Source organism: Arthrobacter sp. SDR-2R (assembly GCF_057747955.1).
The window spans coordinates 1,560,753-1,582,114 of sequence record NZ_CM173231.1 but is presented as its reverse complement, the minus strand read 5'-3'; the positions used below and the strand labels follow the sequence as shown (position 1 = coordinate 1,582,114).

General features: G+C 66.2%; 25 protein-coding genes. 10 read left to right on the top strand and 15 right to left on the bottom strand.

What is annotated here, in order from left to right:
• Window positions 1-16: 16 nt before the first annotated feature.
• Window positions 17-568 (bottom strand): alternate-type signal peptide domain-containing protein, encoded by a 552-nt coding sequence (locus AC3ANU_RS07345; RefSeq protein WP_488315767.1) that lies wholly within the window; start codon window positions 566-568, stop codon window positions 17-19.
• 157 nt (window positions 569-725) lie between these two features.
• On the bottom strand, window positions 726-1,379 hold the full coding sequence (locus AC3ANU_RS07340) for a TetR/AcrR family transcriptional regulator (protein WP_018768648.1): 654 nt from the start codon (window positions 1,377-1,379) through the stop codon (window positions 726-728).
• Window positions 1,380-1,527: 148 nt separating this feature from the next.
• Between AC3ANU_RS07340 and AC3ANU_RS07335 the strand changes: the two genes are divergently transcribed.
• Window positions 1,528-2,655, top strand: a complete 1,128-nt coding sequence (locus AC3ANU_RS07335; RefSeq protein WP_488315766.1) for a flavin-containing monooxygenase — start codon at window positions 1,528-1,530, stop codon at window positions 2,653-2,655.
• Here AC3ANU_RS07335 and AC3ANU_RS07330 read toward each other — a convergent pair.
• Both AC3ANU_RS07330 and AC3ANU_RS07325 read right to left on the bottom strand, forming a co-directional pair.
• On the bottom strand, window positions 2,624-3,325 hold the full coding sequence (locus AC3ANU_RS07330; RefSeq protein WP_018768650.1) for an esterase/lipase family protein: 702 nt from the start codon (window positions 3,323-3,325) through the stop codon (window positions 2,624-2,626). The two genes, AC3ANU_RS07335 and AC3ANU_RS07330, sit on opposite strands and share 32 nt — an antisense overlap.
• A gap of 105 nt (window positions 3,326-3,430) precedes the next feature.
• A complete protein-coding gene (locus AC3ANU_RS07325) occupies window positions 3,431-4,009 on the bottom strand; it encodes a TetR/AcrR family transcriptional regulator (RefSeq protein WP_488315765.1) in 579 nt (192 codons plus the stop codon).
• Window positions 4,010-4,149: 140 nt separating this feature from the next.
• On the opposite strand from AC3ANU_RS07325, the gene AC3ANU_RS07320 reads away from it, so the two are divergent.
• The gene (locus AC3ANU_RS07320) at window positions 4,150-4,827 is read left to right on the top strand and encodes an NADPH-dependent F420 reductase (RefSeq protein WP_488315764.1); all 678 of its coding nucleotides are present in this window, start codon (window positions 4,150-4,152) and stop codon (window positions 4,825-4,827) included.
• A gap of 48 nt (window positions 4,828-4,875) precedes the next feature.
• Here AC3ANU_RS07320 and AC3ANU_RS07315 read toward each other — a convergent pair whose 3' ends face one another.
• Together AC3ANU_RS07315 and AC3ANU_RS07310 are read right to left on the bottom strand one after the other, a co-directional pair.
• A complete protein-coding gene (locus AC3ANU_RS07315) occupies window positions 4,876-6,093 on the bottom strand; it encodes an MFS transporter (protein WP_018768653.1) in 1,218 nt (405 codons plus the stop codon).
• A gap of 91 nt (window positions 6,094-6,184) precedes the next feature.
• A complete protein-coding gene (locus AC3ANU_RS07310) occupies window positions 6,185-6,616 on the bottom strand; it encodes a hypothetical protein (protein WP_268001802.1) in 432 nt (143 codons plus the stop codon).
• Between the two features lie 193 nt (window positions 6,617-6,809).
• On the opposite strand from AC3ANU_RS07310, the gene AC3ANU_RS07305 reads away from it, so the two are divergent.
• On the top strand, window positions 6,810-7,205 hold the full coding sequence (locus tag AC3ANU_RS07305; RefSeq protein ID WP_223992407.1) for a hypothetical protein: 396 nt from the start codon (window positions 6,810-6,812) through the stop codon (window positions 7,203-7,205).
• Window positions 7,206-7,212: 7 nt separating this feature from the next.
• On the opposite strand, the gene AC3ANU_RS07300 is transcribed toward AC3ANU_RS07305, so the two are convergent.
• A complete protein-coding gene (locus tag AC3ANU_RS07300) occupies window positions 7,213-7,827 on the bottom strand; it encodes a PAS and ANTAR domain-containing protein (protein ID WP_056392957.1) in 615 nt (204 codons plus the stop codon).
• 187 nt (window positions 7,828-8,014) lie between these two features.
• On the opposite strand from AC3ANU_RS07300, the gene AC3ANU_RS07295 reads away from it, so the two are divergent.
• Window positions 8,015-8,356, top strand: coding sequence for a thioredoxin domain-containing protein (locus tag AC3ANU_RS07295; protein ID WP_018768657.1), 342 nt, complete (start codon window positions 8,015-8,017; stop codon window positions 8,354-8,356).
• 51 nt (window positions 8,357-8,407) lie between these two features.
• On the opposite strand, the gene trxB is transcribed toward AC3ANU_RS07295, so the two are convergent.
• Both trxB and AC3ANU_RS07285 read right to left on the bottom strand, forming a co-directional pair.
• The gene (gene trxB / locus AC3ANU_RS07290) at window positions 8,408-9,385 is read right to left on the bottom strand and encodes a thioredoxin-disulfide reductase (RefSeq protein ID WP_142071539.1); all 978 of its coding nucleotides are present in this window, start codon (window positions 9,383-9,385) and stop codon (window positions 8,408-8,410) included.
• 22 nt (window positions 9,386-9,407) lie between these two features.
• A complete protein-coding gene (locus tag AC3ANU_RS07285; protein WP_488315763.1) occupies window positions 9,408-9,842 on the bottom strand; it encodes an arsenate reductase ArsC in 435 nt (144 codons plus the stop codon).
• A 156-nt stretch (window positions 9,843-9,998) separates the two neighbouring features.
• Here AC3ANU_RS07285 and AC3ANU_RS07280 point away from each other — a divergent pair, with 156 nt between their 5' ends.
• Window positions 9,999-10,322: an aminoacyl-tRNA hydrolase gene (locus tag AC3ANU_RS07280; protein ID WP_018768660.1), complete on the top strand. Its 324-nt coding sequence runs from the start codon at window positions 9,999-10,001 to the stop codon at window positions 10,320-10,322.
• 141 nt (window positions 10,323-10,463) lie between these two features.
• Here AC3ANU_RS07280 and AC3ANU_RS07275 read toward each other — a convergent pair whose 3' ends face one another.
• A complete protein-coding gene (locus tag AC3ANU_RS07275) occupies window positions 10,464-10,907 on the bottom strand; it encodes a hypothetical protein (RefSeq protein ID WP_224084048.1) in 444 nt (147 codons plus the stop codon).
• Between the two features lie 62 nt (window positions 10,908-10,969).
• The gene (locus AC3ANU_RS07270; RefSeq protein ID WP_018768662.1) at window positions 10,970-11,488 is read right to left on the bottom strand and encodes a MarR family winged helix-turn-helix transcriptional regulator; all 519 of its coding nucleotides are present in this window, start codon (window positions 11,486-11,488) and stop codon (window positions 10,970-10,972) included.
• 228 nt (window positions 11,489-11,716) lie between these two features.
• Here AC3ANU_RS07270 and AC3ANU_RS07265 point away from each other — a divergent pair, with 228 nt between their 5' ends.
• Window positions 11,717-12,466 carry an ANTAR domain-containing protein gene (locus AC3ANU_RS07265; RefSeq protein WP_018768663.1) on the top strand — a complete coding sequence of 250 codons (750 nt, stop codon included), beginning with the start codon at window positions 11,717-11,719 and terminating at the stop codon, window positions 12,464-12,466.
• 295 nt (window positions 12,467-12,761) lie between these two features.
• Window positions 12,762-12,908 (top strand): hypothetical protein, encoded by a 147-nt coding sequence (locus AC3ANU_RS07260; protein WP_155845532.1) that lies wholly within the window; start codon window positions 12,762-12,764, stop codon window positions 12,906-12,908.
• Here AC3ANU_RS07260 and AC3ANU_RS07255 read toward each other — a convergent pair.
• Together AC3ANU_RS07255 and ftsW are read right to left on the bottom strand one after the other, a co-directional pair.
• The gene (locus AC3ANU_RS07255) at window positions 12,905-14,239 is read right to left on the bottom strand and encodes an MFS transporter (RefSeq protein ID WP_488315762.1); all 1,335 of its coding nucleotides are present in this window, start codon (window positions 14,237-14,239) and stop codon (window positions 12,905-12,907) included. The genes AC3ANU_RS07260 and AC3ANU_RS07255 overlap by 4 nt on opposite strands.
• Window positions 14,223-15,524 (bottom strand): putative lipid II flippase FtsW, encoded by a 1,302-nt coding sequence (ftsW, locus tag AC3ANU_RS07250; protein WP_488315761.1) that lies wholly within the window; start codon window positions 15,522-15,524, stop codon window positions 14,223-14,225. The genes AC3ANU_RS07255 and ftsW overlap by 17 nt, the downstream gene beginning before the upstream one ends.
• A 203-nt stretch (window positions 15,525-15,727) precedes the next feature.
• Between ftsW and AC3ANU_RS07245 the strand changes: the two genes are divergently transcribed.
• Window positions 15,728-17,263, top strand: coding sequence for an LCP family protein (locus tag AC3ANU_RS07245; RefSeq protein WP_268001806.1), 1,536 nt, complete (start codon window positions 15,728-15,730; stop codon window positions 17,261-17,263).
• Between the two features lie 17 nt (window positions 17,264-17,280).
• Here the strand turns inward: AC3ANU_RS07245 and AC3ANU_RS07240 are convergent, their stop codons facing one another.
• Window positions 17,281-18,870, bottom strand: coding sequence for an HNH endonuclease signature motif containing protein (locus AC3ANU_RS07240; protein WP_488315760.1), 1,590 nt, complete (start codon window positions 18,868-18,870; stop codon window positions 17,281-17,283).
• Window positions 18,871-19,049: 179 nt separating this feature from the next.
• Here AC3ANU_RS07240 and AC3ANU_RS07235 point away from each other — a divergent pair, with 179 nt between their 5' ends.
• Window positions 19,050-19,376, top strand: coding sequence for an ArsR/SmtB family transcription factor (locus AC3ANU_RS07235; protein ID WP_488315759.1), 327 nt, complete (start codon window positions 19,050-19,052; stop codon window positions 19,374-19,376).
• Window positions 19,373-20,101 carry a cation diffusion facilitator family transporter gene (locus tag AC3ANU_RS07230; protein WP_488315758.1) on the top strand — a complete coding sequence of 243 codons (729 nt, stop codon included), beginning with the start codon at window positions 19,373-19,375 and terminating at the stop codon, window positions 20,099-20,101. The genes AC3ANU_RS07235 and AC3ANU_RS07230 overlap by 4 nt, the downstream gene beginning before the upstream one ends.
• A 16-nt stretch (window positions 20,102-20,117) precedes the next feature.
• On the opposite strand, the gene AC3ANU_RS07225 is transcribed toward AC3ANU_RS07230, so the two are convergent.
• Window positions 20,118-21,356: an acyltransferase family protein gene (locus tag AC3ANU_RS07225; protein WP_488315757.1), complete on the bottom strand. Its 1,239-nt coding sequence runs from the start codon at window positions 21,354-21,356 to the stop codon at window positions 20,118-20,120.
• Window positions 21,357-21,362 lie beyond the last annotated feature (6 nt).

Below are 21,362 nucleotides of genomic sequence, written 5' to 3'. Positions count from 1 at the left end.
ACCCGCCTGCGCAAGGCTAGGAAAGACCGTCGTTAGCGGAGTTCACCTGGGTCAGGGTGTAGCTCACGTTTCCGAGGTTGTAGTTCTTGGTGACATCACTGCGGCCGGTCGTGGCGCCTTTGAATTCGAAAACGGTTGTTGCCGTGACCGTCTGGGTGGTACTTCCGGTAACGGGCTTCAAGACAGTGCTGGACGTTACATCGCCCGCGCTGTTGGTGAGTTTGAGCGGTGAAACGATGACGTTGTCGGTGGTGAAAGTGCTGGTGGGAACATCGGCGAGAACAACGTTGGCGGCCATCTTGTTGCCGACCAGGGTTACGGTCAGATCCTGGGTGAAGGTGAGCTTGTCACCCGGGACCACTTTGTAAGTGCTGATGTCAATGGTGGCACCGTTGCGGTCCGTCCATACGCCGGCGCCAGCCTTAACATTGAGGTCACCGGCCACGATGATGCCGGGAGTCGCGGCATCTGCCGCGTTCCAGTTGGCCAGGGTTCCCCCGCCGCCCAGCAACAGTGCTGCGCCAACGGCGATGGCTGCGGTTCCCTTGATCAGAGTGCTGTTCTTCATGATGTCCCCTCAGACTTTTTTGGTGTGTGCGTTTTGTCTAGCTGGGGACAACATTGCCGTGCCAAGCTCAGGAAGTGAGGGGGTAAAACGTCAACGAAAGCTCAAGTTATTTGAAATTTCAACCCGCCCCTGACCTGCACTTCTATCGGAATGCAGCTTATTTCTGCTCCAGCAATAGCCGGCACCAGGCATCGGTCAGCCAGTCTGCGAACCGTTCCGGACTCCACCCGCGCTGGTCCACCAGCAGCACCCAGTATTCGGGCCCGTTCATGCTCCATACGGCGTCGGCAAGCTCTTCGGCAGGCCGGTCCGTCCGCAGTTCCCCGGTGGAGGCAAGGTCCTCAACGAACTTCAGCATGTTGGCCGCGCGCCGGTTGGAGATTTCCTGCCACAGTGCTGCGCAGTCGGGATCCGTGCCGGCGGCATCGCGCAACGCCACGTATACCGGAGCCAGGCGCGGCTGGATGCGGGCCAGAGCATGGGCGTAGATGGAAATCTTTTCGGCTGCCGCCTTCGCCTCCCGCATTCGGATTACATAGTCGCGGCGCTCGGCGGGCACCGCCTGGCCGGTCCCGGAGATGGCCGTTTCCACCACTTCCCGCAGGAGGTCCGGTTTTCGGCCGATGGTGGCATAGATGGTGTCGACGGCGACGCCAGCCCGCCGTGCGATGCCGGCCACGGTGCTGGAACGGTAGCCCTCCCCCACAAAAAGTTCACGGGCAGCAGCCAACACGGCGTCGCGGGTGGCCGCCGCCTGTTCCTTCCGGAGCGGCGAGTGATAGCGGCGGGCCGGGGCATTGACTGCATCCATCGGGAGGCCTACCCTAATTTCATCCGAAGTATATTCGGATAAATCTTAGCAGGAAGCCCGGACAGGCAGTAGCGAACCCGCAAGGCGGCGGCAAAAGCCGCAACGCCGTGGCAGGCTCACAGCAGTCCGGGGCGGAAGGGCAGGCGTCATGTCAGGGCACTTCGATACGGTCGTCATCGGCGGCGGCCAGGCGGGTTTGGCCATGGGCTACCACCTGTCCCTCCTCAAGCGCCCCTACGTCATCCTGGATGAGAACGCCAGTACCGGGGACAGCTGGCGCAGCCGCTGGGACTCCCTCCGGCTGTTCACCCCGGCCCGGTACGACGCCCTTCCCGGCAGCCGCTACCCGGCTCCCCCGTGGTCCTACCCGTCCCGGGAGGAGTTTGCCGGTTACCTGCGCAGCTACGCGGAAAGATTCGCGCTGCCGATCCGGAACAACGTCCGGGTCACCAGCCTCAGCCGCAACGGACATCACTTCGTCATTGAAGCCGAGAGCGGCCGGCAGTTCGAGGCGGACAACGTGGTGGTCGCCGCCGGCTGGGACCGGAAGCCCAAAGTTCCGGCATTCGCACATCACCTCAACCCTGACATCCAGCAGTTCACGGCGGCAAGCTACAGGAACCCAGGAGACCTCGCCCCGGGCCCGGCCCTGGTGGTCGGCGCGGGCAATTCGGGCGCGGACATTGCCCTGGAGCTGGCCACCAGCCGCACGACATATCTCTCCGGCAGGCATCCCGGCGAGATTCCTTGGCCCATCGACGGCGTGGCAGCAAGGCCACTGACCCTCGCGGTCTTCTTCGCTTTCTCCCACGTCCTGACGCTCAACACGCCGATGGGCCGCAAGGCCCGCCCACAAATCCTTGCGCACAGCGGACCACTGGTCAGGGTGAAAAACCGGGACCTGGTGCGTGCCGGCGTCGAACGCGTCCCCAGGACGGAGGGCGTCAAGGACGGCCGCCCGTTGCTGGCGGACGGCCGGACCCTTGAGGTCGCCAACGTCATGTGGTGCACCGGCTTCCGGCCCGCGCTGGAGTGGATCCGTCTGCCAGTGTTCGGCCCGGACGGCGAGCCGGAGCAGCACCGCGGCGTCGCAAGGGCGCAGGCGGGGCTCTACTTCCTGGGCGCCGTCTTCCAGCAGTCGCTGGCGTCCTCCATGGTCCACGGCGTAGGCACGGACGCAGCCTTCATCGCCAGGCACGTCGCAGCAACCAAGGCATCCACGGCAACAAAGACACCGGCCGGCGTCAGGCCGGAAGGTTCAGCTGCTCCACAATGATCCGCGCGGTTCCGGGGTCGCCCAGGATCCTGAAGTGTCCCGCCACCGGGAGTTCAATGTTGGTGGCACCGGGAAGGACGCTCCCCTCCGGAATGTGCGGATCGAACGGCCCGTAGATGGACGTGATGCGGCTGTTGATGGTCAGTTCACGGGACATCTGGAGGGTCAGGGCGTTGCGCGGCGAGAAGATCCGGAGGCTGGGCAGCAGCATGTACCGTGCGTAGCGCGAGCCGGAAAACGGTGCGCACACGGCGATCATCCGGTCGATCCGGTGCTCCGGGTCTAGGGACAGCATGGCGTACTTCCCAATCAGGCCGCCCTTGCTGTGCGCCACCAGGATGGCATCGCGCAGTCCCGCCTCCTCCAGGTGCTGGGCCACCAGCTTTGCAGCGTCCGGGACCTTCATCTTGTTGCGCTGCAGCACCGTGACCACGTGCACGGGATGCCCGGCGTCGTGGATGGCCTGGATGAGCGGCATCATGAACTGCCAGTTTTCGTACACGCCGGGAATGATCAGCACGGGCTGCCGGGTGCCGTTGCGGAAGGACTCCGGCTGCACGCGCGACAGGAATCCGCGGACCTGCCAGCCCGCGGCATAAACATAGTCCTGCGCCCACCACACGGCTTTTTGCAGCGGGCTGATGCGGGCTTCAGCGCCGGGATCACTCATGTGTCGAGAATAACGCGCTCCTGCGACACTTCCCGCAATGACGGTCCGGGGGAAGTGGAGCCGCAGCTGGACCTGGCGTATTAGCCCCGACCAGCTTCACCGTGACTAGCGCTGGGTGCAGGCGTCGTCCACGAGGCGCCGGGCCAGGTTCAGGGCACGCTTGCCGTAGCGGGCGCCGTCGAGAACCGCGCCTGTTGCATAGGCCCCGTTGAGGACGATGAGCAACTCCTCGGCCAGCTCGCCAGGGTCCTGCGCACCGGCGTCGGCTGCCAGCGACTGGAACCAGTCCCGCACCTGCTGCTTGTGCGCTGCCGCCACCAGATGGGCCGGGTGGTTGCCCTCCGGAAACTCGGTGTTCGTGTTCAGCATCGGGCAGCCGCGGTAGGTAGCACCGGCGGTATCTCCGGCCAACACCTCAAAAACGGCAGTGAGTTTCTCCCGGGCGTCGTCGCGTTCCCCGGCCGCCTGCCGCATCCGCTCGAACCAGGCGTCCGCGCGTCCCTGAACGAACGCTGTGGCGAGAGCGTCCTTGGTGGGGAACTGGCGGTAAATGGTGGCGTTTCCCACCCCGCATTCCTTGACCACCGTATCCATCCCGACCGCGCGGATTCCCCGCTGGTAGAACAGGCGCGTGGCCACCTCAAGCACATTGCGCCGGTTCTCCTCGCCGCTCTTGCGCGCCACGGCAAACCCACCCTTCCAAAACCCAAGCCGAAAAATGTACCGCCTTTAGTTTGACAGACGGATCGATCCGTCACAAACTAATGAGAACGATCCGTCACATCGGATCCGACCCCGTTAAATATGAAGCTAAGGGAACCACCATGAAGACTGCTGTCCTCGGAACCGGCACTGTCGGCCGCACCATCGCCGCCCGCCTGGCAGAGCTCGGACATACCGTGACCATTGGCACCCGCAGCCCCGAAGCCACGCTCGCCCGCACTGGGGCAGACGCCATGGGCAACGCACCCTTCGCCACCTGGGCTGCAGCAAACCCGGGCGTCTCGCTGGCCGGCTACGCAGAGGCCGCCGTCGGGGCAGAGCTCATCATCAACGCCACCAACGGCAACGGATCCCTGGATGCCCTGGCACAGGTAGGCGCGGAGAACCTTGACGGCAAGGTCATTCTGGATATCGCCAACCCGCTCGATTTCAGCCAGGGCATGCCGCCCACCCTGTTCGTCAAGGACACCGATTCACTCGGTGAGCAGATCCAGCGCGCTTTCCCCACCGCCCGCGTGGTGAAGTCCCTCAACACCCTCAATGCCGACCTCATGGCGCGTCCGGACACCCTTCCCGAGGCCAGCACTGTCTTCGTCTCCGGAAACGACGCGGACGCCAAGCACATGGTCACGGAACTGTTGAAGGATTTCGGGCACCAGGACGTCATCGAGCTCGGGGACATCTCGACCGCCCGTGGCACGGAGATGCTCCTCCCTGTCTGGCTTCGCCTCTGGGGCGCCCTCGGCACGCCGGAGTTCAACTTCAAGATCGTTCGCTGACCCGGGGAACCGGTTCGGGACGCCAGCCTTGGGGTGGCGTCCCGGCGGTCAGTAGTTGCGGCGGTGCTTCAGGCGGGGAATGACGACGCCGAACACGGCCGCCGCCGCGAACCCCAGCAGGCCTGTGGCTGAGATCCCCGGGCCCAGGGAGGCCAGGGCGGTCACCCCGGACAGCAGGACCGGGCCGCCTGTGGAGCCGGCATCCGCCATGAACCGCCAGAGGCCCAGGAACTGGCCGCGGCCCCGGTCCGGCGAAAAGTCGGCGCCCAGCGTCATCACCAGGCCGGAGCTGATGCCGTTGCCAAAGCCGATCAGCAGCGCCGCCAGCAGCAGTCCCACGAAGGAACCGGTGAGCGGGATCAGGAGCAGCGCAGTCCCCATGAGCAGCGTGGAGGGAATCGCCACCCACTGCCGCCCTTTCCGGTCCATCAGTTTCCCGGCGGGATAGAACACCAGCATGTCGATGGCACCGGAGAGCCCGTAGATCAGGGATGCGGAGGTGGCGTCCATGCCCAGGTGGTCGGCCCAGAGCGGGATCACCACCTGCCGGGAGGACCGCAGCGCGCTGAGCAGCAGGATGCCCACGCCCAGCGAAAGGAACACGCCGGCATGCGACACCGCGACGCTCCGAAGCGTGGGCTGGGGGCCCGCGTCCCCGCCCAAGGGGACATCCGGCGTCGCAAGGTCCGGGATGGTGAGGGACAGCAGCGCGGCGGCCGCCATGGCCACCACCCCCACCCAGTAGGCGCCGGCGATGCCGAAGAACTGCATCACCGCCGCGCCCGCGAACGGGCCGATGAACACGCCGATGCGGTTCACGCCGCCCAGCGTGGACAGCGCCCGGGCGCGGAAGGCCACCGGCACCGCCTCCGTCAGGTACTTCTGGCGGGCCAGGCCAAACACCGCCCCGGACATCCCGACGACGGCCATCGCCACGGCGAGCAGCCACAGTCCGTTCGGGGCCAGGGCGGAGGTGGCGGCGGCTGCCAGCGCCAGGCCACCGGCGACGGCGGCGCCCACGATGGACCAGCGTTCACCGAAGCGAAGGGTTACCAGCGACGCCGGCAGGTTGAAGAACCAGGATCCCAGTCCGATGAGGGTGACGATCAGGGCCGCCACTGCCACCGAAGCGCCCAACTCGCGGGCAGATAATGCCACCACCGGAAGGATGGCGCCCTGCCCAATTCCGAAGAGCAGTGTGGGTCCGAAAGCGGCGACCGCAATGCTGCGCAGGCTGAAGGGCTGGGAGGGGTCCGGGGAAGTCATCAGATTTATCCTATGGCCGCCCCCTCCCTGTGGGGAGGCTGCAGTGTGACGCAGCGGACAGGGACTCACAGTGGCCTCCGCGGAGAGTGGATCAACGGGCCCTTGGTTCCAACCCGGCCAGGGCGCGGAACAGGTTGACGACTTCCACCACCGCCCCGATGGCCGAGCCCACGATGCCGAGCACCAGCAGCACCCGCACCAGCACCGGCCAGCCGGACCAGCCGGTGCCGAAGTCGAAGGGAAATACCTCCCACAGGCGCAGCATGGCGGCAACCCCGACGCCTATGACCACCAGGTTGCCCAGCGCCACGAGGGTACGTGCGTGGATCACCACGCAGACGAGGTTGACGATGATGCCCGCGATCAGGGACGCGTTGATGAGGTCAAGGACGCGGGACATGTCGGCTGTCAGGAACGGCAGCACCTGCCACCCAGGCCACATGTTGATCCCGTACAGCAGCAGGGCGTTGACGATGGCTGAGCCAAGGTTGCCGCTGCGGCTGGTGGTTGTCCTGTCCGCCATGGCAACAGGGTCCGGCATAGGGACCATGCCCGAAAGTGCCGAAGGTCCCCCGGCGGCGCCTTCCTGCCACCGCCCAGCCCTACCGCCCAGCCGCCGAGAACCCACGGACCCACGAACCGGACAACGGCGGGCCCTTCGGCCCTGTTTCGCCGACGCCCAGGGCAACCACGCTGGCTGAAGGAGGTGGTGGAAGATGTTTACGCTTCGCACCCTGGGCGGCATCGCCCTCTTGATGGCCGGGAGCAGCTGGTTGTGGATTACGCCCACCTTCGCCACCCGCGGGGTCAACACGTCAGGTATCTGGTGGAACATCACCATGGTGCTTGCGCTGCTGACCGTCTTGGGGTTCCTGGTGGCCACGTGGGGACTGTTTGCCCGGTGGAGCTGGTGGGAAAATGCGGCCCTCGCGTCGGCTGCACTTGGGCTTGTGGCCCTGGCGCCCTTCTGGTTCGCAGCCATCGGCGGGGGCGAAACTGTCGGGACCACGGCGTGGAATGTGTTCGTCCACGTCCTGATGGTGGCCGGCGTCGCGGTGTTGCTGCTGGTCCCGTCGCTGGAGCGGTGGGTGAACCAGCAGGTCATGGGATAACCGGGAATCAGTAACCCTCCAGGACTTCCCTGGCCTTCCCGTTTGCCGCCGCGCTGGTCAACTCCTCCGCCACGAGGTGCAGCTTGACGTTGGCGTGCTGGCTTCTGGCGGCCAGCACCCGGAACGCCGATTCGGCATCCACACTGTGCAGGGCCATGACAATGCCTTTCGCCTGCTCAATGACCGCCTTGTGCCCGAACGCACCCTCGATGGCCTCCGTCGCGGCATGCTGGGACTCGATGCGCAGGCTCTGGGTCACATCCACCATGAAGCCGCGGGCCAGCTCTACGCGCCCGGAAGGCGCGGCGACGGCCTGGATCGCAGAAAAGACGCGCCGCTCCCTGCCGCGGACGTCAATGATCCGGTGCAGCAGGGCACCCTGGCCACCGCCCTCAAGGAGGTCCGCCCACAGCGCGCGCACCGGTTCCCGGTCCCCCGGGTGCTTGTGGGCCATCAGCACGTCAAAAGTGGGCACCACCTCACCTGGCTGCAGCCCGTGAATGCCAAACATGCCCTCGGACCAGTTCATGCTTCCTGAGGCAACGTCCAGCTCAAAGGTCCCCGACGGACAGACGGCAGTGATCGGCAGCGGAAAGAGGTACGCATCCAACTTCGACCACATGCATTCCTCCAAAACTCACATACCCAGTGCGGGTTTTCTCGCACAACAATAGCTGAATCCGGCGGCCGCTGGTTGCCATATCCGCTGGCGCAGCAGGCGGATTCGGGGGGTCACAAAAGCCGCGCGGAGGAGTAGCGTTCGCCTTATGGGCGCTGATCCGCGCCCGCAGCCAAGGGGAGGTCAATTCATGGGCGAAGTGTGGATCCGCACGCTGGGCAACGGGCTGGTCCGGGCAGATCGAGTCACGGAGATTTCATCTACCCGCGGGTCCCTGCATGAGGACAGCGGGTATTCATTGAAAGTGATCGTGGACGGCAAGGGCCACGTGCTGATTGACGACGGCGGGCTGCAGGGGTCCCTGCCCGAACGGCTGGAATACGCCAGGCATATGGAAGACGCCCTGCTGCTGGCCATCGACGAGGCGCGCGAGAACGACGCGTCCATGGTGATCTCCTACGAGCCGGAGCGTGAACGCTGGTCCGCAGCTCCAGTTTCAGTATTAACCGGACGGCTTCCCGAAGTCGTCTGACCCGCGGAATGAAGCCTGCCCGGGCAACAGTGAGTGCCCGGGCAGGAGTACTTAGCTGTGCGTGGGTTCTTCCACGAGGGCGGTGGCGATGCTGGCCGCGTCCTCCAGTGCGGCCAGGAACCGCTCTGCGTCCAGGGCGGCGGCACAGCCGGTGCCGGCGGCGGTGATGGCCTGCCGGTAACGGTGGTCCACGGCGTCGCCGCAGGCAAAGACGCCCGGCAGGTTTGTGCACGTGGTGGGGGCGTCCACCTTGATGTAGCCTTCCTCGTCCAGGTCCACCTGGCCCGCCACCAGTTCGGTCCGCGGCAGGTGTCCGATGGCCACGAAGATGCCGGTGGCGTCCTGGTGCCGGGTCTCACCGGAACGGGTGTCTGTGAGGGTTACGCCGGTGACCTTGCCGTCGCCGTGGATGGCGGTAACGGCAGAGTTCCAGGCGAAGCGGATCTTGGGGTTGTCCTTGGCCCGCTGCGCCATGATGCGGGAGGCGCGCAGCTCGTTCTTGCGCACCACCACGGTCACGGTCTTGCCGAACCGGGTCAGGAAGGTGGCTTCCTCCATGGCGGAGTCGCCGCCGCCAACCACGATGATGTCCTGGTCACGGAAGAAGAACCCGTCGCAGGTGGCACACCAGGAAACACCGTGGCCGCTGAACTTTTTCTCCTCAGGCAGGCCGAGTTCCTTGTACGCAGAGCCGGTGGCCAGGATGACGGCCGTAGCCTCGTAAGTCTCCCCGCCGCCGGTGACCACGCGCTTAACGGAACCTCTCAAGTCAACGGACGTGGCGTCGTCGTACTCAATGCGCGCGCCGAACTTTTCCGCCTGCTGCTGCAGCCCGTCCATCAGCTCAGGGCCCTGGATGCCGCCGGGGAAGCCCGGGAAGTTTTCCACTTCAGTGGTGTTCATCAGCGCGCCGCCGGCGGTGACGGAGCCGGCCAGGACCAGGGGGTTCAGGCCCGCGCGGGCGGCGTAGATGGCGGCGGTGTAGCCGGCGGGGCCGGAGCCGATGATGATCAGCTGTTCTTTGCTCATGGATTGTCCTTCGGTGGCGGTACTACTGGGCGTCCGCGTGCTGCGCGGGCAGGAGTTCGGTGATCAGTTGTTCAACGCGTGCCTTGATCTCATCACGGATTGGACGGACGGACTCAACGCCCTTGCCTGCCGGGTCCTCCAGGACCCAGTCTTCGTAGCGCTTGCCCGGGAAGAACGGGCACTCGTCACCGCAGCCCATGGTGATCACCACGTCCGATTCTTTCACTGCCTCGGTGGTGAGTACCTTGGGGACCTCTGCGGACATGTCGATGCCTACCTCGGCCATGGCCTCCACCGCCGCCGGATTGACCTTGTCGGCCGGCTGGGAACCGGCGGAGCGCACCTCGACGGCTCCCCTGGACAAGGATGTGAGGAACGCTGCCGCCATCTGGGACCGGCCGGCGTTGCGGACGCAGACAAAGAGGACGGAAGGCTTTCCTGCGGGGTCGATGCTCATGGCACTCCTCAAACTGGTAGGAAACTACGTTCGGTGTAATAAAGGCCCCCCGTGTTGCGCAGGTCACATTTGTTGCCTAATCTAATTGAGGCTCATGCAAACGGGCCATGCAAGAAGCTGCAGCGTCGCAGCCAATGCCGGGGAAGGCTTTACAACTTGAACTCTAAGCTGAACATCGTAGTCCGGGTGGATCTGGACCACAGCAAGGCCAAGGTGATTGCAACGGGGCATATCACCATTCACAGCGTCAACGCCCTCTATGTAGTGGCAAAGCGTGCCAACTCCCTCAGGGGAGGCCTGGACCTGGAACTGGACGTTTCCAGCGCCTGGGTGGACGAGGAAGCACTGGAAATGCTCCGCGCCGCCTCTGAAACAAGGCACCTTCCAGCCAAAATCGATCCGGAACAGGCTCCCTGCACCATCAGCGTGCTGGCTGACCGCCGACATCCGCGTCACACGGCCGGCCGCCTGGCCGCATAAATTTCCCGGCCGCTCGCCGCGCCCATTTTTCGGGCCAGAGCAGGCCGACCACCGCTTCTCTTTCCGCTCCAACAGCCCGAAGTGCAGCTGCATCTGAACAAACGGATGGCTGCACTTCGGGATGGTGGAGCAGTTTTTGTTTTACCGGAGCTGGTCCTTGGCAACCAGGATGTCCTGAAGCTCCTCAACGGTGAGGCCGGCGGCCCTGCCCAGGTCCTCCTGCCCTGCACCCAGCCTCGCGGCGCTCTGGACTGCATGCTCAAACCGCTCCTGCGCCGCATCCAGCTCCCACTGGAGGCTCTCCACCCTTGCGGAAGCCAATTGGACGGCCTCCAGCGGATCACCGGCAGTGCCGCCGTCGACGATCCTGTAACCGCATGCGCAGGACCATTCCGCCGAGCCAAGCTCCAATGGTGCCCACCCCAGCGACGCTATCGGTACGGGGCCGGCCGCCATCGCTGCGCCGCAGTGAAAGGGTGCCGCGGGGTCGCCAATCACAGAGGGCGCGGGCTGAAGCGGGAGTTCTTCGTAATGCTCAACGCGGGTCGACTGCCCCGGCGCCTGAGGTTCAAGTACTGCAGTCATGCAATCCGCCGTCCGGTAGTTAACTAACAATGTAGCTAGTCTAACTAGGATTATCTCTTTGTCTACCGGCCGGTAATGCCAGGGCCCGAGTTAACGGCGTCCACTGCTTCCCGCATGCGCACCAGGAAGTGCATGACGGCCTTGATTTCTTCGGAAGACAACGATTCGGCGGCTTCCAGCATGCGCTTGTGCATCTGGTTCAGGTTGTGCCGGACTTCCTCGTCGGCGCCGGGAGTAGGCCGCAGGATGACGGCGCGGCGGTCCGAGGGGTGGGGCTCCCGGGTGACGTAGCCGCCGGACACCAGGCGGTCCACAAGACTGGTCATGGAGGCGGACGTGATGCACAGGCGGGCTGCAAGTTCCGTGGGTCGGATTCCCACGCCGGCAGCCTCTGCATCGATGAGGTACCGCAGCGCCAGGAGGTCCGTCTCCCCCATTGCGGCGGACGAGCGGGTGCGCCTTCTCATAGCGCTCTCCGAGGTCCGGAATTCGCGGAGCGCGTTGATGACATCAACAGCCCCGGGCTCGACGCCCTCGACGGGTGGGTACCAGTAGCCTTCGCTTGCACCATGCGGGTTCATGCGAATTCCTTCGATATCCTACTTGCTTGGCTGTCTAACAAACCCATGGTAGCCCACTTGTTCCCCCGCCACCTCCACAACGTTGAAAAGCAGCAGGCAAGTACCCGGGCGGGCGGCACGGGAAAAGTAGAGTACCGGCTACTCGTGCCGCACACCGTCCCGGCCCAATAAGTTTCTATCCAACCCGCGGCGCCACGGCCAAGGGGCGTGACGAGACGGGGGTGCAGGGTGGCGGTTGGCCCGGCAGACAATGTGGAGCCCGAACGGCAGGGGTTCCTGCTGGATTTGGTGACAGGGGCCGACGGCGATGCAGGGTCCCTGCAGAAGCTCACCGATGCTGCCGCCCGCTGGATCAGCACTTCCGCCGGAAGGGCACTGGAGTGCGCCGCCGTCCTGCACCGGCAGCGGTCCTGTTTTGCCACCGCCGGCAGCACTCCGGCCGCGGCCAGCGTGGCATCGGAGGACGAGCACGGGGACAGCCCCACCGCTCTTGGTTCGCCGCTGATGGCGCCGGCAGTGATCAACCAGGCCGGCGCCCGCTGGGAGGCGTACCGCAGGCGGCTGCTGGACAAAGGCTTCGGCTCAGCGCTTGCCGTTCCCCTGGAACTGCAGCCGGGCTCGGCTGGAGCCCTCGTGTTCCTGGGACCGGCAAACTACGTTTTCAACGCCAAGGTGATCAACGAGGCAGCCTGGTTTGGCGAGGTCGCATCGCACAGCCTGAAGCTGGCCCTCGACGTGCACGGCGTCATCCGCGCCGGGGACAACCTGAAACAGGTACTGGAGAGCCGGACCAGCATCGACGTGGCCTGCGGCGTGCTCATGGCGCAGAACCGCTGCTCATACACGGAGGCGTTCAGCAAGCTTGCCGGCACCTCGCGGCACCGGAACCTGAAGGTCCGCAGCGTTGCGGAGAACATCCTGAGGTCACTGCCCAGCGGCACGCCCGGAACACGGTTCGAGCCCCCCGCAATCGCGTAGGAACTGCGGCGAAAATCCTAGTGCCGTGCCCGTGCCCTGATAAGGCCGGCCGCCACCAGCCCTGCACCTCCGAGTGAAGCCAGCATGCCGCCGAGAGCCACAAAGTAATCGGTAATGGTCATTGTCCTGCGCTCCTTCCGTACTGCCTGATGAGCCCAAGCTATGCGGCGAAACTCAGCATTTCCTGAAGGATCGCCAGCAGCTTTGGTCAAGATCCGGTAAAGGAAAACTGCGGCGATCCACATACTTTGGCCCGCGATCTTCTCTTTGTAGGGGCGTTCCGTATTATTCATGCATGTGGACAAAACAAAGCCAGAGCTTCTGCCCCACCTGCGGCAGGACCACCAATCACGTCACCCATTTCCAAAAGGACGACGCCGGGTCCCTGGTTGCGGACGTCCGCTGCGTTGAGTGCCCCGAGATTGCCGGGGCGGTCGCCTAGGTAGTTTCGTTCCCCGAAGACGGCAGTTGGCCTTCCATGCCGGAGGCGTGCGGACGCACGACGGCGAAGACCGCCAGGGCCGCGGCCTGGACCACCGTGACGGTAACCGCAAGTGCAGGAACTGAGATCTCGTAGAGCAGGCCGATGACGAAACTGCCGGCCAGCCAGGCAAGGCCGTAGCAGGCAGTGAACATCCCGTAAGCACTCCCCCGCCGGGCCACCGGAGCGAGGCCCGCCACCCCGGCCCGCATGGTGCTTTCCTGGACACCCATCGCTGCTCCCCACAGCAGCACTCCCGCCATCGCAAGCGCCGTGCTGTTGCTGAAGCCCAGCCACGGGACCGCGGCGGCCAGGACCGGAAGGGCCAGGAGAACCTTCAACCCCACCCGGTCAAAAAGCCAGCCGGAAACCAATGCCGCCACGGCATCCACTCCCATGGCCGCGGCGTAAAGCACCGGGACCAATGAGGGCGGCAGGAGTCCGGTGGCCACCAGATGGAACGACAGCAGGCCGAACGTGGCATAGCCGAACATGGTCAGGCTGCTGAAGGCTGCGTAGAGCCAGTACTGGCGCGGCATTGGGGCCGGCTTCCCAGCAATTGTGTCCTGGGCGGGAACGGGGCTGGCGGGAGCGGGGCTGGCGGGAACGGGGCTGGCGGGAACGGGGCTGGCGGGAGCGGGGCTGGGTGGGGCTGGCGGCGCGGCGGAAGGCTCGTAGACACCGGGGTCGGGAACGCGTCGCCTGAGGCGGAACAGAATCAGCATGGCAGCAAGCCCTGGAACAGCCAGGAGCAGGAACCCGGGACCGTAGCTGCCGGACAGCGCCAGGGCCGCCCCCACCAGCAGCGGCCCCACCAGTGCCCCCACCTGGTCCAGCGCCTCGTGCAGCGCGAACGCCTTGCCCTGCCCCATCGCTGAACCGGCCTCGGCCAGCATGGTGTCCTTCGCCGGGCTCCGCACCGCCTTGCCCAGCCTTTCCGCCAGGACCAGCAGGCAGGCTATCCACAGCGCATCGGTGATCCCCAGCAACGGCACGGACAGCGCGGTCAGGGCATAACCGCTGAGTGCGAGCGTCCATCGCAGCGCCGGCCGGTCGGCCAGCCGCCCGAACACCAGGCGGAGCACCAAGGCCACCGCTTCACCAGCCCCCGTGACCACGCTGACCAGGAGCGCGGACGCGCCCAGCGCACCCAGGTAAGGGCCGGTGACGCTCCGCGCCCCTTCGTAGACCATGTCCATCAGCGCACTGACCACCCCGAAGACCAGGATGAAGCGGATGGCAGTCATGGGCGCCGGAGGAGTTGTCCCGCCGGCGCTACCGCTGGTACGCATGCTCCGGGGCCTGCTTCACGGCCCGGCCGGACACAGCTCGGGTTGACACGGGCCGGGCTGACACGGGACGGCCGGGTCCGGCGCGACGGGACCGGGTGGGGTGAGGGTGTACACCTTCCGGACGCGTTACCGCCAGGATCACCCCGATGCCGGCCAGTGAGGAGACCATGGCCGATCCGCCATAGGAGATGAACGGCAGCGGCACGCCGATCACCGGCAGCAGTCCGCTGACCATGGCGATGTTGATCACGGCCTGTCCCAGGATCCAGGTGATCACGCTGCAGGCCACGATCCGCGAGAAGGTGTCCGTGGTGCGGGCAATGGTCTTGAACACCGCGATGGCCAGGATGGCGAACAGCCCCAGCACCAGCAGGGTTCCGGCCAAGCCGAGTTCTTCGCCGAGGATGGAGAAGATGAAGTCGTTGTGGGCTTCGGGGATCCAGTTCCATTTCTGCCGGCTCTGTCCCAGGCCCACGCCAAACCAGCCGCCGGAGGCCAGGGCGTACGCGCCGTGCTGCGCCTGGTAGCCCATGCCCTGTGCGTCCTCGTCGGATCCCATGCCCAGCCACGATGAGATCCGCCCCATCCGGTTGCCGCTGGTGGCCGCGAGCAGCAGCGCTGCCACCGCGCAGACCAGCCCCGCAACCGAGAACACCTTCATCCGGACCCCGCCGTAGAACATGGTGGCGGCGAGGATCATCATGATGATCATGGTGGTGCCCAGGTCGTGCCCCAGCGCCACGATCAGCATGATCAGTCCCCCTGCGGGTGCCAACGGAATGACCGCATGCTTCCACTGCCCCAGGAGGGCCTGCTTGCGGTCCAGGATGGCGGCGGCCCAGACGATCAGCGAGAGCTTTGCGAACTCGGAGGGCTGCGCGGTGAAACCTCCCACGCTCAGCCAGTTCCGGTTGCCGTTGACGGACATTCCCAGCGGTGTGAACACCAGCACCAGGGCAACAAGGGAGCCGATCAGCAGCGGCCAACCCAGCCATCGGATCCGCCGCACGGGCATCCGGGCCAGCACCAGCATGATCACCACGCCAGCCACGGTCCACATGGCCTGCTTCAGGGGCAGGTCGTACGGATTGTTTCCTGCCGCCACAGATTCCACGGACGACGCCGATGCCACCTCCACGAGTCCGATCGCCGAGAGCGTGAGGACCACCGCCAGGATCAGCGGCCGGAGGCGTCCCGGGGAGTCATCCACCAGCCACACCGCCACTTTGCCCAGCCCGCGCCGGGCAGGACGGCCCGCCACGCGCTGCTTTTGTCCTGTATTCATCTGTCCGTTCCTCAGCCTGCACAGCAGGGCTTTCCCCATGGCCGGGCCCATCTCCGGGGCGGGTACCCGCCGAGAAAAAAGAGTACGCCCTCTGCCGCCGCCAGGACCGGGACGGCGCGGCTGCAGGCTGCCGTTCTTGGGGAATTGCCAGCTTGGGCCTGTAGGGTAGCCGAAACCTGTCCCCTCCCGAAGGTCATTTTTTCGTGTTCGGTTCCAGAAAATCCCCCGACCCGGATCAGGTTGGCTCCGCCCCCGGCGCCTACCCCGGCCAAGGCGAGTTGTACGCCGCCAGTTTGCGCCGCCGTCGGCCTGTACGCCGGGTCCCGCGCTGGCTCAAGGCCGTTACCGCCGTGGTGTCCGCGCTGCTTGTCGGTGCCGTGGCCTTCGGCGGCTACTGGGCGTGGCGCCTGCAGTCGAACATCACAACGTCTGAACTGACGGCGGGTGGGGAGCGGACCGAAGGGACCGTGAACGACAGCACGGACCGGATGCAGATCCTGGTCCTGGGCTCCGACACCCGGGACGGCAGCAACAGCCAGTACGGCAGCGCGGAGGACTCCTCCGGCTATGGCCAGTCCGACGTCATGATGCTGCTGGACATTTCCGCGGACAACAAGCACGTCAACGTGGTCAGCTTCCCGCGCGACCTGCTGGTGGACGTGCCGGCGTGCACGGACCCCAAAACCAAGCAGGCATATCCCGCCCGCCAGGACGTGATGATCAACAGCGCCATGGCACAGGCCGGCATCGGCTGCGCCGTGGACACCGTGAACAAACTGACCGGCCTGGAGGTGGACCACTTCATGATGGCCGACTTCAACGCGGTAAAGGAACTGTCCAATGCCGTGGGTGGCGTGGAGGTCTGCGTCAGCGATGCCGTGCACGATCCGGACAGCGGGCTGAACCTGCCTGCCGGAACGTCCCAGGTGCAGGGCGAACAGGCGCTGGCGTTCCTGCGGACCCGGCACGCTTTCGCCAACGGCGGGGACCTGGGGCGCATCCAGGCCCAGCAGGGCTTCCTGGCTTCGCTCAGCCGGAAGCTCAAGTCCGAGGGCACGCTGGGCAATCCGCAGAAAACCCTGACCATTGCCGATACCATCACCAGGAACCTGACCGTTGACTCGGGCCTGTCCTCCATCCCATCGCTGCTGACCATCGCCAACCGGCTGAAGAACATCGACCCGGCCAACATCAACTTCATCACCACGCCCACGGTGCCGGCGCCGGCGGACCCCAACCGGCTGGCACTGAATGAGCCGACAGCCTCCAACTTCTTCGCCGCGCTCCGAAGCAGCCCGGACCTGAGCCAGCCCTCCTCCGCCTCCCCCACGCAGGCGCCTGCAACTCCCGCGGCACCCGCCTACGACAAGTCGCTGCAGCCCGTCTCCATTGCCAACGGCACCGGCGTGACGGGGCGGAGCAATGCCATTGCCGGGCTGCTCTCTGAGGCCGGTTTCACCAACCTGACCAAGCTGCAGGCCCAGGCGCAGGAGAAGACCATGGTCTACTACTCGGCCGGGTTCGAGGACGTGGCCGCGGACGTGGCAGCGCTGTTCGGCCTGCCCGCAGGCAACGTGCAGCAGGTGGCGAACATCCAGGGCGTGCAACTGTACGCGGGCACGGACTTTGCCGCCGGCACCAAACCCGCCGCACCGCCGTCGTCCGCCGACTCCTCAGGCGGCGTGGTGGCCCAGACGGGCAGCGACCAGACCTGCCAATCGGCCAACCCGCTGGGGTAGCAGGACTACAGGCCGGTCTACCGGCGCGGCGGCTCACACGGCATGGGGCTGAAGGCGTGCTTCCCCAGGAGGCTTCGTTCGCGGGTCCGGCATCGTTCGCCGAGGAGGCTTCGTTCGCGGGCCCGGCTTCGTTCGCCGGGCAGGAACCCTGGCGGCCACTTTGGTGGTTCCCAGTCCTGGTGTTCGCTTGTGTAGTGGCGGCCGGTGGGCGAGGTCCAGCCCGGTGGTTCGTTCGTGCTGGCCGGGGTGGGTTTCCAGCCGGTGGTGTGCCGGAGCCGGTGGTGTTTCGGGCAGGGCTGTCCCAGGTTGCTGATGCCGGTGGTGCCGCCGTGGTGCCAGGCGAGGAGATGGTCGGCCTCCGTGTCCAGGGAGGTGTTGCTGCAGCCCGGGAACGGGCATTTCCCGTCCCGCATCCGCAGCCAGGCCCGCATCGCCCTGGGAACCCGGTAACTCTTCCGGCCAATCTCCAACGGCGCCCCGTCCCGCGGGTCCACCAACACCCGGTAAAACGAGCCCGCCCCGTCCGCGACCAGTCGCCGCGCCATCGACGCCGGCACCGGACCATACCCGTCCAGCATCGCCGGCTCATCGGTCAAACCCATCAGCGCGAACACCGGAACCGTAACCAGCACCTCGGCGCGGACCGGCGACGGCCGGTGGCCAGTTCCCGATGCGGCGCTGGTACCGCTGCCGCTGGTGCCGGCGCCCGGCCCGGCAGCAGCCACGACGCCGGCAGTGGCACTGGCACTGGCACTGAAGAGACTGGTACTGCCGCCCCGGGTGTTACCGCTGCCGAGGATCGCGGCGGTGAAACTGTCCGCGCGCAGTTGGGGCATGGTCCTGTCCTCGGCCGGGCCCTGCAGGCCTCGTGCGGCAGCGGTGAGCCGGTTCCACCCAGACATGGCCTGGTCCGCGGGCAGGTACGCGCCCAGCCACGCCATCCCGTCCCGGTCCGCCCGGAACTCCACCCGCCGCTCCGCCACACCCCTGGCATGCCGCTTCTCGATCGATTCGGCGTGGTGGCGTTCCCGCCAGGTCCGGGCCTTGACCCGGAACCGGTGCGCCGGCAGCTCCCCAACCGGGCAGCCGCGGGCGGCGTCCTGTGCTTCAGGGTCCAGGAAATGCGCCTCCAACGCCGCCGCCCCCGCCACATCAAGACCCGCCGTCTCATCTGCCAGCACTATCGCGTGCTGCCACGACAGGGTCCCGGACTGCAACGCCTCCAAAGTCCGCGGCAAGCTGCTGGTCAGGGCGTGGGACGTGGCCAGGAACGACGCCGCCGCCCGCGGACCCAACGCCAGCACGCACCCGATCTCCGCCGCGACCGCCAGCTCCTGCGCCACCACCGGCACCTCCGGGCCCGCCACAGCATGCGCAGCCTCCGCGTACCCCACCGCAGCCTTCGCCTTCACCCCCGCAACCCGCGCCTCCACCTCCCGGGCCCCTGCAAGAATCTCCAGGCACCCATCCGCCAGACCGGCCAGCGGATCAGAAACCGCATCAATATCCGCGAACGCCTCCAGACCCGCCCCGTCCACCTCAGCCTGAAGCACAGCAAGGGCAGCGCGAATGTCCTCGAACGCCCTCACCACCGCCGCTTTCCCCATAAACCAACTATGACAAGGGGGTCTGACAATTGCCGGCGGGCCACCGAACGTTGAACGCCTCCTTCACTTCAGCGGCGGTTGTTCAAGCCGAAAACTTGTCGCGGGGACTGGGATTACGGTTCATCTTCACCTGAATACAGTGATGGATGTACTCTAAAACCGTGCAAACCCTCCAGCCCATGCAGACCCTCACCCACGCCCCTGTGCTGGCCCGTTTTGGCTATGCGGTGTCGGACCCTACCCGCGCCCGAGTCCTTCTGGCACTTGCAGACGCCCCTTCCTATCCTTCCGACCTGGCGGACAACTTAGGGGTGTCCCGGCAGAGCATGTCCAATCACTTGACCTGTTTGCGCGGCTGCGGACTGGTGGTTGCGGTGCAGGACGGGCGGCGGAGCCGTTATGAACTGGCGGACGCCCGGATCGGCCACGCTATCAAGGACCTCATCAATGTTGTCCTCGCGGTGGACCCAGCCTGCTGCGCTCCGGATGGGGAATGCTTCGCATGACCGCTGCACTTAACTCCCCCACCGTGGAACGCCGCAGGGTGCTGAGCCGGCGAATCCGGCTTCTGGCGGGAGCAACCATCACCTACAACGTCATCGAGGCCGTCGTGTCCCTGTGGGCGGGCGGCGCGGCCGACTCCTCGGCGCTGATCGGCTTCGGCCTGGATTCGGTGATCGAGGTAGCCTCCGCACTGGCATTGTCCTGGCAGTTCTCCGCCAAGGACCCGGAGCGGCGTGAGCATCTGACCCTGCGCATCATCGCCATCTCATTCTTCGCCCTGGCCGCATTCGTGGCTGTGAATGCCATCCGCTCTTTGGCGGGTGCGGGAGAAGCCCAGCACTCGGTGCCCGGCATCGTGATCGCGGCGCTAAGCCTGGCCGTCATGCCGGTCCTGTCCTGGACCCAACGCAGGGCTGGGCGGGAACTGGGATCACGGACAGCGGTGGCCGATTCCAAGCAGACGCTGCTATGCACCTACCTCTCCGCCGTGCTGCTGGTTGGCCTGGTCCTGAACAGCACCCTGGGCTGGTGGTGGGCAGACGCCGGCGCGGCGCTGGTGATCGCCGGCATTGCGGTGCGTGAAGGCGTCAACGCGTGGCGCGGGGACGCCTGCTGCGCCGTTCCCCACGTGGTGGCTGACGAAGCCGAAAACACTGCGTGCTGCCCGGACTGTTCCAGCACCGCTCAACCGGAGCCCATGGGTATGCCCGGCATCCGAAAGGACTGACCTGCAGCTTCAGGCGTCAGTTGGTCAATTGGCCGGCAGGCTCGGGTTCCTGCGCTGGTTGCTTGGAAGCATTAGGCGCCGAAGGCGCGCGGCCCGGAGTCCCGGGAAGGGAACCTGCAGGCGTTGAACGGTCGACGGCGGGCTCCAACCTTTTGTTCGCCCATCCCCGGAGCGGCCGCTCAACTAAGCGGAAGGACGCGTACGCCAGCAATACCGTGAGGGCTGCGGTCAGTGCGATGCGGAGCGGCAGCGCCGGGATCAGGGGCATCAGCAGCAGGTAGACCGGCAGGTGCCAGAGGTACAGGCCGTAGGACAGATCGCGGCCGGGGCGGGCCAGCCAGGGGTGGCTGAGGATACGGGAGAGGAACCCGGCCGGCTGGAGCACCAGGGAACCGATCAGTACCGCGGACAACAACGCGAGCGCCGCGGGCCCCCACGTCCAAAACAGGTTGAACCAGTCGCCGGGGGTGTCCGGCTCCTTAAGCAGGAACAGCGCTGCCACCAGGGAGATGCCGGCCAGCGGTGCAGCCCAGCGGGCAGCGGACACCAGTGCGCGGTGCAGCCGGGAACCGTCCCGCACGGCCGTGAACATCAAGGCGAGCGCACAGCCGATCAGCAGTTCGTCCGCCCGGGTGTCCGGTCCGTTGTAGATGCGGTCCAGCGGCTCGCCCGCGTTCACCAGCAGGAACCGGTTCAGTACGAAGACGGCGGCCAGGGCGACGGTGGCCAAGGCTGAGGTACGGACCTTCCAGAAGCGGAGCATCAGCAGCAGGAGCAGCGGCCACACCAGGTAGAACTGCTCTTCCACGGCGAGGGTCCAGGTGGGGCCGAGGGTTTCACCCGCAATGGACTCGCCGAACATGCCAAAGTGCGCCAGGTTCATCACGTACGCGGCAGCGGGAAGGACGAACCCCGCCTGGCCGCCCCAGCCTGACGCCGGGAAGAGAAGGCCGACGGCGACGATCACCGCGCAGAGTGCCAGGAGCGCCGGCCAAAGCCGGGCCAGGCGCTTGGCGTAGAAGACGCCCAGGAGCCGGCCGGTGGCGATCCGTTCCTTCATGATCAGCAGCGTGATCACGAAGCCGCTCAGCGTGAAGAACACGTCAACACCGATGGATCCACCCGGCATGGAGTCGGTGGCGGTATGGAAAAAGAACACGCCCGCCACGGCGATGCTCCGGAGCCCATCCAGGGCATGCTTGCGCCCCGCGATCAGCCCCGCTTGGGGCGCCGACGGGCGTTCCGGTACTGACAAATTTCC